Source organism: Phocaeicola sp. RTP21359st1_B8_RTP21360_211022, from assembly GCF_040911965.1.
GTDB lineage: Bacteria > Bacteroidota > Bacteroidia > Bacteroidales > Bacteroidaceae > Phocaeicola > Phocaeicola vulgatus.
Window position 1 is genome coordinate 38,646 of record NZ_JBDFXP010000020.1, and the last position, 13,759, is coordinate 52,404.

Below are 13,759 nucleotides of genomic sequence, written 5' to 3' on the forward strand. Positions count from 1 at the left end.
GGCTTGAGGTTCAAAGTCTTGCCCGCGTATGAAGAATTTGAAGGAAAAAAGGTGGAAAATGTGTTTTGAAGAGATGGTTGGGGCAGATACTTGTGTGATACTTGTTTTATGAAAATTGTAGATGGCAGTAGCTATGAAGAACAGAGGGAATAAAAACAAGGTGGCTGAAAACAAATTCAGCCACCTTGTTTTTATTGTTTAACCTGTGTTTTATTCTATCTCGACGCTATGTTTTACCGGAGTCAGGATGAAAGTAAATTCATAATCACCGTAGGGCAACATATATTGAGGCAACGGCAGAGCTCCCCAGCTGTTTACACAACCCAACCCCATCTGAGCCTTGTCGATGATCAGGTTGGTCAGGTCTGCTTTCTGTACTTCGGGCGAGTGACGCTGGTCTTTTTGTTCGTCATCATCCAGTGAACAGATGGTATAATGCAAAGCGGATGCAGAGAATGGAGCATCACCTACTACCTTCAGTCCGTTACCGCCGGCATTCAGTTGCTTCCACCAGCGGATATCGGTCTTGGTTCCTGTTTCCTGCGGACGGATATAGGAGTAGAATTGTTCATCCACACTCTGGCGATAAATACCCAAGTCTGTGCTGTGGTTGCGGTCACTGTAGTTTTCTACCGGACCACGACCATAATATTCTACGGTTTCAAAACATTTAGGCATCTGCATTTGCATACCGAAGCGGAACATCGGAGATACTTTGGCATTCTTGTCGGCTGTCATCTTTTGGGTCACTTTGATGGCTCCTTCGTTGTTGATGACATAAGTCAGATATAATTTGGCGGAAACATTCTTCATGTCATATTCCGCATTCACTACTATCTGGTCATTTTCTGTTTTGGAATTCAAGGAAACCAGTTTCAATCCCGGGTTTTTCCATGCGGCATATCTGTTTTGCAGGCCGGCTCCCATATCATTGTCTGTCGGGGCACGCCAGAAGTTAGGGGTCAGGGCTGCGCCTTCTTTCAGCATTTCCGTTCCGTCCACTGCATATTTGCTTAAGTAACCGTTCTGTTTGTTGAACTCGGCTACGAAGTTATTGCCTTTTACGATCAGATAATGATATTGGTTGTCGATGATTTGCGGAACAACGGTGGCTACATTGGTCGTTTCCACGTTCTTCAAATCCATAGACGGTGCTTTGTAATCATTCAGTGTCAACTGATTCTTGGCGACGGTGAAACCTGCGGGCAGCAAACCTTCGCGGTTTTTCAGTTTGTAGGAAACGTTCAGCAACCATTCCTTGCAGGTGCAGGTCTTGCCGATATTCAACGTAATCTTGGCTGTTTCCTGAGGAGCGACTTTTAAATCATCCACGCGTCCGGTGCGGATTACTTTTCCATCTTTCAGTACTTGCCATTCCATATAGTAGGCGGACAGATCACGGAAGAAGTTCTCATTGAATACATTTACTTCCCCTTTGCTTAAATCGGCGGGAGTAGTCCAGATATTTTGGTAAAAGTGACCTACTTCATACATGTGCGGATTAGGAACACGGTCGGGGCTGATCAAACCATTGTCACAGAAGTTATTGTCAGAAGCGTCAAAACGGTTGAAATCTCCTCCGTAAGCATAGATCATCACGCCGTCTTTTCCTTTCCAGCGGCAGGACTGGTCAACGAAATCCCAGATAAATCCACCTTGCAGATTCGGATATTTACGGATCAAATCCCAATATTCTTTGAAACCACCCTGCGAGTTACCCATTGCATGGGCATATTCACACTGAATCAATGGTTTGGTAGCATCGGTACGTTGACCATATTTTTCCATGCCGTTATAATCATAGTACATCGGACAGAAGATATCGGTATGTTCTTTCTGGCGTGCTTGTTCATATTGGCAGGCACGGCTGGGGTCTTCTGCTTTAATCCATTTATAGCATTGTTCGAAGTTGGGGCCGTCACCGGCTTCATTACCCAATGACCAGAAGATGATGCTCGGATGGTTGAATCCGCGTTGTACATTGCGCTGGTTACGTTCCAGATGGGCTTTCTTATAAGAGGGGTTCTTGGCCAGCGTCTTGTCGCCGTAGCCCATACCGTGAGATTCTATATTGGCTTCGGCCACGACGTAAATACCATATTGGTCACATAAATCGTACCATAAGTTGTCATCCGGGTAGTGGCAGGTACGTACAGCGTTCAGGTTGAATTGCTTCATTATCTGGATATCCTGTAGCATACGTTCGGGAGATACTACATAGCCTCCGTCCGGATCCATTTCGTGGCGGTCGGCTCCCTTGAACAGGACTGCCTTACCGTTAACCAAGATCTGGTCACCTTTCAATTCAATCTTGCGGAAACCTACTTTGACAGGAATCACTTCATTGCTGCCCTGCATGCTGGCACGCAAGGTATATAAATAAGGTGTTTCGGCACTCCACTTTTTGGGGTTCTCTACGTTCATGGTCACCAGACCGGATTTGTTGGCGGTAGCGGTTGCCACTTGCTTGCCTTGTGCATCTACCAGTTCCAAATCGACTTTACCACTGCTTTTCAAATCCAGATTGACAGCCAGGCTGCCGTTTTGGTAAGCTGCGTCCAAGTCGGGAGTTACACGGATATCTTGAATGCGTTTTTTGTTGCGGGCATATAGATAGCAGTCACGTCCCACGCCGCTATACCGGAAGAAATCCTGATCTTCCAGATAGGTACCGTCGCACCAGCGGAATACTTGGAAGGCGATCAGGTTTTTCTGACCCGGTTTTAAATATGGAGTCAGGTCAAATTCGGCTTCCAGTTTGCTGTCCTCGCTGTAGCCTACATAACGTCCGTTTACCCACAAATACATATTGGAGGTAACCGAACCGAAATGGGCGATAATATCTTTTCCCTTCCATGAGGCGGGAACTACAATTTCACGGCGGTAAGAACCTACATGGTTATTCTCTGTCGGCACTTCGGGAGGGTTGTTCTGGAACTGGTTACGCCAGGCATAGCCTACGTTCACATAAATAGGATCACCGTATCCGTTCAGCTCCCATACGGCGGGAACTTGCAGGTCATCCCAGCCTTTGTCGTTGAAGCCGGTTTTCCAGAAATCAGTCGGACGGGAGTCTGCATCCTTTACCCAGTTGAACTTCCAGGTTCCGTTCAAAGTCATGTAGTTAGTTGATTGTTTTTTGTCTGCTTTCTTAGCTGCATCTGCATTCTCAAAAGCAAAGTAGTTCGTGTGCATCGGCGCACGGTTTACCGCATTTATTTCCGGGTTGCGCCATTCTTGGAAGGTCTGTGCGCCTGCTGTAAGGGCGAGGACTGTGAACAGACCTGTCATAAGTTGTTTCTTCATGCTATTATTTTATTGGTTTTGTGCAAATATAGTGAAAATAATAGTTACCGATGGGACATAAATCGGGCAATATTTGTTATAATTGTGAATGATTTGTGTTCTATCCTAAAAAATTATGGCATTTCTGAGGCGTATTTGGAATAAATGGCAGAATTTACTGCATGATGAGAAATTAAAGCATAAAATATATGTGATTATTTTTGAAAGCGACACACCGATGGGAAAGTTATTCGATGTGGCGTTGATAGGGTTCATTGTCTTGAGTATTCTGGTGGTTATTGCCGAGAGTATCAAGAGTTGGGATACCGTTATCGGGCCTTATCTGCGGGTGTCGGAGTATGTTTTTACTTTCTTTTTTACGTTAGAGTATATGTTGAGGCTTTATTGTTCTCCCCAACCGCGGAAGTATGCTCTGAGTTTTTTCGGTATAGTGGATTTGCTGGCTACCTTACCTCTATATATAGGCTGGCTTTTCGGCACGGCACGTTATCTGCTGGTGATCCGCACTTTCCGGTTGATTCGTGTGTTCCGTATCTTTAAACTTTTCAATTATCTGAATGAAGGTAATTTCTTGTTGCGTTCCTTGGTGTTCAGCAGTCGGAAGATTATTGTTTTTTTCTTGTTTGTACTGATATTGGTGACTTCGATCGGTACATTGATGTATATGATTGAGGGACAGCGGCCGGGCACTTCTTTCAATAATATTCCGAATAGTATTTATTGGGCGATAGTGACGATGACGACGGTAGGTTATGGGGATATCACTCCGGAAACTCCGCTAGGGCGCTTCCTTTCGGCCATTGTAATGTTACTGGGCTATACCATCATTGCAGTCCCCACAGGAATTGTTTCTGCGTCTATGATCCAGGAACATAGACGCAGGGTGGCCCTGAAATGTCCGCATTGTGGTAAGGACGGACATGAGGACGGGGCTGCTTATTGTAAATACTGTGGAGGAAAACTGGTAAATTGATTATGGAATGCTGTATGATAGAAAGTTATTCTATCACCCATCGCTTATCATGCGCCACCGTCTTTTTCGGATCATAAGTCATTCCTTCTTTGGTAGGGATTTTTATCACGTAAGTCCGCCCGCTGTGGTTGGACAAGGATGTTTCCCGTAACCAGGGATTCATATTCTTTAATATGGCCAGATTGATTCCTTTGCTGCGTGCGAAACGTGCCAAGTCTGCAATTCCTTTCGTCACAGTGATTTCCGTATAAGGAATAGGCGGATACAAATCCGATGCACGCAGGCGGAAACCGAAAGTAGTGGGGGCATTGAATAATTGTTTGGCGGCAAGAATGCGGTACACATACCGGGCAGTCTCTTCTACCAGTTGCAAATCCAACGAGTCGTCCACATCCTGTTTGGCCAGTTGGCTGGCAATGCGTGCCTGACCGGCATTGTAAGAGGCGGCGACAGCCACCCAGTCCTTATATTTTGCATACGCGTCTTTCAGATAGCGGCAGGCGGCACGGGTCGCTTTCTCAATATGGTAACGCTCGTCCACATTGTTGTTTACCTCCAATCCGTAATCCCGTCCCGTACCTTGCATGAATTGCCATAGTCCGGCAGCTCCGGCAGAAGAACGGGCGGTGGGATTCATATTACTTTCTATTACCATCAGGTACTTAAAATCATCAGGTATTCCGTTTTCTTTCAGTATGGGTTCTACAATGGGGAAATAGCGGTTGGCTTTTTTCAGCATTTGCAAGGAAGTACTGTGCATATAGGTGAATGCCAATAGTTCACGGTCCATACGCTCGTGGCGGTCAAAGCGGCTCAAATCAATGGTTTTGCCACAGAACTCAATACTGGCGGGAACTTCGGGACTACTGTATTTCAATGCCGTAATACCTGAATCTTCCCGTATGATAGTGGTATCTTCCTGCTCCGTTTTTGGAGTAGCGCAACTGCTGCTTACTAAGGCCGGTGATGCAACTACAATGCAAAAGGCTGCCACAGCAGCCAGATTGATGGTTATTTTTCTCATTTTTTCTTTATTCGTTTTCATTCTCTTTTTCTTTTCCGCCCCGTCCGAAGTTACGATATTCGGTAGGGGTGAAATTGGTACGCTTTTTAAATACCGAGAAAAAGTGTTCAGTAGAGGTATAATTCAATTCATAACATATCTCTTTCACTGACATGGAACTTTCAATCAACAGCTGCTTCGCTTTGCGCAGTTTCAGCTCTTGGAAATACTTGGCGGGCGCATAACCGGTGTATTCTTTGAATACTTTGCGGAACCAGGAATAACTGATTCCCAATTTCATGGCCAGTTCTTCCGGGTCTATATCCTTGTACACATTTTCGTGCATGATGATTTTGGCACTTTCTATTTTTTGTGCCGCATTGTCCACCTCATAGCGTTTGTTCTGCGAGATAGCAAGTACGGCTCCCATAATGTGTAAAACGATGCCGGACAAATATTGTTGCGCTGCGGTCTTGTCTGCTTCCGCTACTTCCAGTGCACGGGCAAAAAGACTGGCCAGTTCTTCATTGATACCGATATCCAGAATCTGGCTTTCTTTTGAGATAAAGCTGTTTTTTACCAGATTGTCTATAATCGGGCCTTCAAAACCGATGTAATATTCGTTCCATCCTGTCTTTTGCAGCGGCGCATAGGTATGCCACTGTCCGGGAAACAGGAAAAGTATCTGCCCTTTGGATATGTCAACAGACGGGGTTGTGTCGCTGGCGAAAGTTCCTCGTCCTTTAGTGATATATACCAACTGATATTCATGCAGCACACGTCCTTTCTGGGCTGTGAAATAATAGGCGTCCGGGTGGTTGCGTGGTGGATAAACGCTTCCGGCCCTGATAGCCTGGAATCCGACGGTAGTCACCGACAAGCCGAAACGCTTGTCACGCTCATTGACAATTAGGTATTTAAAATCAGCGCCTTGGTCGTTGTAATGCATGTTTCTCTGTTTTAAAATTAGGTCACACTTATCGGCAAATATACAATTTTTTATCTTAACAGCCTCTAACCTTTTTGTTCTAAGTGTTTCTGGAGGTATAATTTTAGTTTCTTATGTATGCAAATGGGGGAAATTTAGAACAAATCTTATGGAATATTTGCTTAAAATGCTTTTTTTTGCGAATATTGCATCAAATCTTAAAGTTGAATCTATGCACTTGGCACACCGTAACTGCGAATATATTCTTGGAGTAATATATCTTTTTGTTTTTCCTGTTTTGCTTTGGGCTGATAATAAGGTGAATACTTATCATTTTAAATCCATTTCCACTTCGGTGAACTTCCCTACCAATGAAGTCAGGAAGTTATTTCAGGATAGCCAGGGGTATATATGGATTTCGACCTACAATGGTCTCTTGCGTTACGATGGTTATTCTATTGTTGTATATAAACCCGATGGAGTGAATCATGGACGTTCCATTGATAGTTTTGTGAATATGGTGGCCGAAGACAAGGAGAATAATTTGTGGATAGGTACGCACAATGGATTATACGTGTTGCATAAAGAAACGGATGAGATAGAGAAAATAATCAGTCCTTTGTTACAGGTAAGCAATGTAGAAAGTATCCTTTATGCAAGTAACGGAGATTTATGGGTGGGAAGCAACAAGGGATTGTTTCGCAGAAAAGCCGGCAGCCGTACTTTCGATTGTGAAAAAAACATGGATATAAAGTCTGTTGTCGAAGACCGGAAAGGTCAAATATGGATTGGTACTTGGGAACAGGGGCTGCTGCGTTATAGTCCTCAAGAGGAATTGTATTATACTTACGACGGGATTAACCCTGGTAATTCGGCGCATGTCATATTTCAGGATGAAGCCGGGAATATTTGGATCGGTACCTGGCGGTATGGACTGGTGAAACTCATTAATCCGTATGATTCGGAACATTTCTCATTTAAAACATTCCGGAACATCAAGGGAAATTCTCATTCTCTGTTGGATAATATTATCTACGCCATTGCTCAGGATAAAAATTCCGGGAAGCTCTGGATCGGTTCACGCAGTGGGGTCAGTATTTTGGAAGATGAATCGGGAGACGGGAATTTTACCAATATTGTTCCGGGTAACCTTCAAGGAGATTTACCTTTTAATGAGGTGAACTCTCTGTTGTGCAGTAAAGACGGGCTGATGTGGCTGGGTATGTTGGGAGGAGGTGTTTGTACTGTAAATACAAATAAGTTCCGGTTTAATTATGATTCTTTGGAGGCTTTGCGTGAGCATTGCCCTACCAGCTCTGTCCGCAGTGTCTATCAGGAGGATAATGGGAATCTGTGGATGGGAATCATGGGATTCGGTCTGGTATTTTATGATATGAAACAGCATACCATTGTTCCTTACCGCTCTCATCCTGTATTGAAGAATATGGGATATACATCGACGGTCAATGATATTATTTATCGTAAAAGGACAAATGAATTGTGTTTTGCCACTTGGGATGACGGAGTGTGGTTCTATAATGTCAAAGCCGGGAAAGCACACGTGATAAATACCGTTACCAATCCGGAGCTGAGTGATATTTGTATTTATTCTTTGTTGGAAGATTCGAAAGGGAATCTGTGGTTGGGGACACGTTCGGGAGTGTTTATCTTGGATACGGAATCAAGACTTCATTCTTTGAATGAACTGGTGACTTTGACAAATCAGGCATTGCCCCAAATTTCTATTTTCAAAATGGCGGAAGATCAAGATGGCTTTATCTGGATAGCGACTAGTAATGAAGGGGTATGGCGGATAGATACATCCGGAGAAACATATAAGGTTAAGTTTTATACGCCTTCGGATGGTACATTATCCACTGTCGGGGCGATGAGTGTTTGTGTGGATGGATACAACAGAGTATGGGTGGGGTCGAATGGTAACGGACTCGATTTGTATGACCGGAAGAATGATCGTTTTGTTTCAGTCTTGAATGATTATTTCCGGAATGGAGATGTTGTTTTCAGCATGCTGGAGGATGATGAGCATACTTTATGGCTTACTACCAATGCGGAAATGTATCACATTGATATACCTTTGGACGGTGCTGCACCGAAAATACATACCTATACGGTAGATGATGGTTTGCAAGACCATATGTTTAACCGGAATTCTTGCTTCAAGGGTGCGGATGGGAAACTTTTCTTCGGAGGATTCCGTGGATTGAACAGTTTTTATCCTGATAAAATAGTTCAGGATACTGCCTATTCTCCGGTAGTAATTACAGATATAAAGGTACATAATGTATCGGTACGTACCTATCCTCTTTCCGTCAGAGAGGGGATTGCTGCAAACAGAGCTATTGATTTTATTGATAAAATTGTATTAGGATACCGGGAGAATAATTTCAGTCTTGATTTTTCAATATTGAACTATATCAATCCTGAGTTGAACCGTTATTTATATCGGTTGGAGGGATATGACAAGGAATGGTTGTCCGTTGAGGCTGGACGTCGGTTTGCCTATTATAACAATCTTCCGGCAGGTACTTATACTTTTTGTGTAAAGGGAGCCAATCAGAATGGAATCTGGTCTCCGGATATGAAATGTCTGCGTATAACTATTCTTCCGCCGCCTTGGTTATCGTGGTGGGCTTATTGCCTTTATGTCTTGTTGTTCGTTTCATTGGCATGGTATACTTATCGGATTGTCAGAAACCGTATCCGGATGAAACAGGCCATAGAGATGGGGAAGATAGAACGGCAGAAAATGGAGGAAATCAATCATGCTAAATTACAGTTCTTTACCAATATCACTCATGAGTTGCTGACTCCGCTTTCTATTATATCGGCTTCGGTGGATGAACTGAAACAAGAAGTACCGGCAAGTTCGTCGGTTTGTTCTGTAATAGCTGATAATACTGTGCGGTTAATCCGGTTGATTCAGCAAATCTTAGAGTTCAGGAAAGTGGAGAATGGCAAGTTGCGGCTAAAAGTTTCGCATGGAAATGTCAGTATGTTCTTGAAAAAATCAGTGTCGGCTTTCGCTCCTTTGGTTAAAAAGCAGAAATTGTCCATACAATTTGATTTGTCTGAAGAATATTCGGGATATTTTGATGTGGATAAATTGGATAAAGTGGTGTACAATCTGCTTTCCAATGCCGCTAAATATACTCCTGAAGGAGGAACTATTGTGGTGTCGCAGGCTCATGATGAGGAAAAGAGGACTTTTAAATTGAGTGTGAACAATCCCGGCGAGTTGATTCCAAAAGAGAAATTGGATCATATGTTCGAGAGATTCTATGAAGGGGAGTATCGTAAATTCCATACCATAGGGACGGGTATCGGTTTGTCGCTGACTAAAGATTTGGTATTGTTGCATCATGGAACGATACAGGTATTTAGCGATAAGGAGGAAGGGAATACTTTTGTGGTTGAAATTCCTATAGGACGTGAGGCTTTTGCTGAAGATGAGGTAGACGAGAATACTGAAAATGTGGACTATGCTGTTTTATCGGCAGATGAAATGGAGAATGTCTCGGAGATTGATATGTTGGAAGAGAAACCGGCAGCATCGACTATTTTGTTAGTGGAGGATAATGAGGAATTATTGGCTTTGATGGTTCGTCTGTTGCATGGCAAATACCATATTCTGAAGTCCGCTAATGGAACGGAAGCTTTGGAGATCCTTGCCAAACAGGAAGTGGATTTAATTGTTTCCGATGTTATGATGCCCGAAATGGACGGTATGGAATTGTGCCGCCGGGTGAAGACTCAATTTGAGACCTGCCATATTCCATTGATTTTGTTAACGGCCAAGACTAGTGATGAAGACCATGTGGAAGGGTATGAGTCTGGGGCCGATGGTTATATCTGTAAACCGCTCCGCCTCTCTGTCTTGTTTGCCAAGATAGATAACTTGTTGAAACGGCGCAAACGTATGGGGGTGGATTTTCGTAAGCAGTTGGTCTTTGAAGCCAAAGAATTAAATTACACCTCGATGGACGAAGCTTTCATTCGGAAAGCGGTGGATTGTGTGAATGCCCATTTGAGTGATTGTGATTTTGAACATGCACAGTTTATGGCGGAGATGGGTATGGCCCGGACTACACTAGCAGATAAATTGAAACTGTTGACCGGACTTACTCCCTCTGCATTTATCAGCAATGTCCGTTTGCAAGCGGCTTGTCGGCTGATAGACGAGAAAAAGAAAATCCGTATAGCCGATTTGGCGTATGCCGTAGGTTTCAACGACCCTAAATATTTCAGTTCCTGCTTTAAGAAGAAATTCGGACTTTCTCCTACAGAGTATATGATGAAGTATGATGGCTGATTATTACCGGAAATAGGCTCTATAGGGAATAAACAGCCTTTTTCCGGTAATAATTCTCCCTGTTTCTTTTCTGTTCCTCTTACTTTTGCTGGCAAATAAAACGAATTATCTTTATTTGTTAGACCTTTAAAAAAAGTATTATGAATATGAAAACTCTGACAGAAACCAGTACATTCCGGGTACTGAGTCTATTGCTGTGTCTCTGCTTCTTCATCCCTGCGATGAATGTGAGCGCTTCCAGTCTGCAAGCAGACAAGTTTAAAGTTTCCGGTATTGTAAAAGATGCCACAGGCGAACCGGTCATCGGTGCCAGTGTGGTTGAAAAAGGAACAACCAATGGAACGGTGACTGATTTGGATGGTAATTTCAATCTCACGGTGGCTTCTAATTCTACTATTGTCATTTCTTTTATAGGATATTCCGATCAGGAATATCGTATTTCGAAAGACAATACGGTGCTGAATGTAAATCTGAAGGAAGATACGGAAATGATTGACGAAGTGGTAGTAGTCGGTTATGGCGTGCAGAAGAAGGAAAATCTGACGGGTTCTGTTGCTGCTGTAAATTTCAAGGATGTAGCTTCTATGCCGGTAGCGAATACTGCCAATATGCTTCAGGGTCGTTTGCCGGGTGTTATGTTGACCAACAATGGTGCCCAGGCCGGTCATGACAGTCCCGAAATCCGTATCCGTGGTGTAGGAACTTTTGAACACAATGATCCGATGGTCTTGATCGATGGAGTGGAAAGCTCGGTAAGCCAGATTGCGGAAATCCCTGCAGATGATATTGAAAGTGTTTCCGTATTGAAGGATGCGGCTTCGGCTTCTATTTATGGTGTACGTGCTGCCAACGGGGTTATTCTGGTGACTACCAAACGGGGCGGTGAGCAGAAACCTACCATTACATATTCCGGTAGTATCGCTTTGCAAGAAGCTACCGTGCTGCCCGATTATGTGAATTCTTATGAATGGGCGAAGATGTATAACGAATGCTGGCCTTCCAAAGCATACACGGATGAAATGTTACAAAAGTTGCAAAACGGATCAGACCCCGATCATTTTGCCAATACCGATTGGGCTAAGGAAATGTTTCGTACAGCAGCCATGCACCAACACCATTTGTCTGTGAACGGTGGTAGTAAAGCGGTACATTACATGATTTCCACTCAGTATTTCCAGCAGGATGGTATCTTGCGTGAAACGGCCAATCAACGTTTTAATTTCCGTTCCAATCTGGATGCACAATTGGGTATTGTAAAATTAGGTCTGAATCTTTCGGGAAGCCGTCAGAACATTGATGAGCCTACTACCAGTGTTACCGGTGAAGGTTTGATGCGCTACCTTACTTGGTTTACCCGTCCTACTGTTCCTGTGCGTTATTCTAACGGACATTATGGATTTTTGGATGGAAATCCCAATATTTCCCAATCCGTATTCAAAAATCCGATTGAAGCTTTGAATATGGGCTATAAAGATAACAAGCATTATCGTTTTGATGGTAAATTCTTTGGTGAAATTGATATCATAAAAGGATTGAAGTTCCGTTCAAGTCTGGCTTATAAATATTATATGAACGATGTGACTACTTTCAATCCGAAGAATAATATAAGATACGATGCTGAAGGAAATGCGCTGACCACAGTCGGTACCAATAAACTGACAGATTATCATTATCTGGAAACGACTTATATTAATGAAAATATTCTGACCTATGATTTTTCTGTAGGAAAACATTCGTTCAATCTGTTGGCAGGCCATTCTATCCAGGCTACCCGTTGGGACAAGAATGAGGCGTCCAAGCAGGGATTCGCTACCGATAATATTTATGAAATGGATGGAGGTACTATGAATGACCATGTGACCGGATCAGCGGAAGAGAGTTCCTTGCAGTCATTCTTCGGACGCTTGAATTATAATTACGGAGGCCGTTATCTGTTAGAGATGAATGTCCGTCACGATGGTTCGTCACGTATGCCCAAGGCACATCGTTATGCTACCTTCCCTTCATTTTCGGGTGCATGGATCATGACAAATGAGAAATTTATGGAGAATGTGAAGTTCCTCCACTCATTGAAATTGCGTGGTAGCTGGGGTAAATTGGGTAATCAGGAAATTGGTAACTATGCTTATGCGGCTACATTGGCGGCTAGTGGCAGTTACTATTTCGGTGATAGCAAACAGATTGGTATGAAGACTGCCAAGATACCTAATGAGAACATTAAATGGGAAACAACTACTATTACAGACTTTGGTTTTGATGCTGCTTTTTGGGGTGGAAAGATCAATGTCACTTTTGACTGGTATGAGAAAAATACCTCGGATATTTTGATGAAGCTCGCTATGCCGGGTATTTTCCTGGGATCTTTGGATGCTCCTTATCAGAATGCGGGAAAGGTTCGTAACCGGGGTTGGGAACTGGCTGCTAATTATTTCGATCAGAAAGGTGACTGGGCATGGCAGGCAGGTTTCTCGCTTTCAGGTGTGAAAAATGAGATTACTGATATGAAAGGGGTAGAAGACATTAAGGATAATACGATCAATCGTGAAGGTGAAGCCATCGGCTCTTATTATGGGCTGAAAGCCATCGGTATCTATCGTACCCAGGCAGATTTGGACCGTGTAAATGCGAACGGACAGAAGATTATGCAAAACAACCAGGAACCGCAATTAGGTGATATCATGTATGAAGATATAGACAATAATGGTAATATAAATGATGCTGACCGTACTATTATCGGAAATCCGTTCCCTAAAATGCAGTATTCTTTCAATCTGGGATTCTCTTATAAAGATTTTGATGTCAATACATTCTGGCAAGGCATTGCAGGTGTATATCGTTATAATTGGGATGAAACTACTATTTCCAACGGTGGAAACAAGACTAGCCGTTGGTTGGACAGATGGTCTGAAAGTAATCCGAATGGAAGCATGCCTCGTTTGGGAGGAACTATTAATAATAACTATTCTTCATTTTGGTTGACAAAAGGTGATTATTTGCGTCTGAAGAATTTGGAAATCGGATATACTTTCAGGCAAAGAGAGTTTTTGACCAAGTTGGGCGTTCAGAGTATCAGACTCTATTTGGCAGGAACTAATTTGCTTACTTTCACTTCCTTGGACGATTATGATCCTGAAAAACTGAGTACAGATTCCCGTAATGATGTACATCCCAATACAAGAACTTATTCATTTGGTGTTAACGTTAAATTTTAAAAGCAAC

At 43.1% G+C, this 13,759-nt stretch carries 6 protein-coding genes; 3 read left to right on the forward strand and 3 right to left on the reverse strand.

The annotated features are described in order from the left end of the window. Positions 1-210 precede the first annotated feature (210 nt). Complete coding sequence (locus AB5062_RS11930) at positions 211-3,306, reverse strand: glycoside hydrolase family 2 TIM barrel-domain containing protein (RefSeq protein WP_032938143.1); 3,096 nt, start codon at positions 3,304-3,306, stop codon at positions 211-213. Positions 3,307-3,421: 115 nt separating this feature from the next. Here AB5062_RS11930 and AB5062_RS11935 point away from each other — a divergent pair, with 115 nt between their 5' ends. Then, complete coding sequence (locus AB5062_RS11935; RefSeq protein WP_005841007.1) at positions 3,422-4,279, forward strand: ion transporter; 858 nt, start codon at positions 3,422-3,424, stop codon at positions 4,277-4,279. A 25-nt stretch (positions 4,280-4,304) separates the two neighbouring features. On the opposite strand, the gene AB5062_RS11940 is transcribed toward AB5062_RS11935, so the two are convergent. Together AB5062_RS11940 and AB5062_RS11945 are read right to left on the reverse strand one after the other, a co-directional pair. Next, complete coding sequence (locus tag AB5062_RS11940; RefSeq protein WP_016271656.1) at positions 4,305-5,303, reverse strand: lytic transglycosylase domain-containing protein; 999 nt, start codon at positions 5,301-5,303, stop codon at positions 4,305-4,307. 7 nt (positions 5,304-5,310) lie between these two features. Next, entirely contained in the window at positions 5,311-6,231 is a 921-nt protein-coding gene (locus AB5062_RS11945; RefSeq protein WP_005841013.1) for an AraC family transcriptional regulator, read from the reverse strand. 148 nt (positions 6,232-6,379) lie between these two features. Between AB5062_RS11945 and AB5062_RS11950 the strand changes: the two genes are divergently transcribed. Next, positions 6,380-10,540: a two-component regulator propeller domain-containing protein gene (locus AB5062_RS11950; RefSeq protein WP_032938151.1), complete on the forward strand. Its 4,161-nt coding sequence runs from the start codon at positions 6,380-6,382 to the stop codon at positions 10,538-10,540. A 140-nt stretch (positions 10,541-10,680) separates the two neighbouring features. Then, the gene (locus AB5062_RS11955; RefSeq protein WP_032946110.1) at positions 10,681-13,752 is read left to right on the forward strand and encodes a TonB-dependent receptor; all 3,072 of its coding nucleotides are present in this window, start codon (positions 10,681-10,683) and stop codon (positions 13,750-13,752) included. Positions 13,753-13,759 lie beyond the last annotated feature (7 nt).

Coding starts and splice junctions, on each gene's coding strand:
- AB5062_RS11935 (WP_005841007.1), top strand. CDS start 3,422: ATGGCATTTCTGAGGCGTATTTGGAATAAATGGCAGAATTTACTGCAT.
- AB5062_RS11940 (WP_016271656.1), bottom strand. CDS start 5,303: ATGAGAAAAATAACCATCAATCTGGCTGCTGTGGCAGCCTTTTGCATT.
- AB5062_RS11955 (WP_032946110.1), top strand. CDS start 10,681: ATGAATATGAAAACTCTGACAGAAACCAGTACATTCCGGGTACTGAGT.
- AB5062_RS11950 (WP_032938151.1), top strand. CDS start 6,380: ATGGAATATTTGCTTAAAATGCTTTTTTTTGCGAATATTGCATCAAAT.
- AB5062_RS11930 (WP_032938143.1), bottom strand. CDS start 3,306: ATGAAGAAACAACTTATGACAGGTCTGTTCACAGTCCTCGCCCTTACA.
- AB5062_RS11945 (WP_005841013.1), bottom strand. CDS start 6,231: ATGCATTACAACGACCAAGGCGCTGATTTTAAATACCTAATTGTCAAT.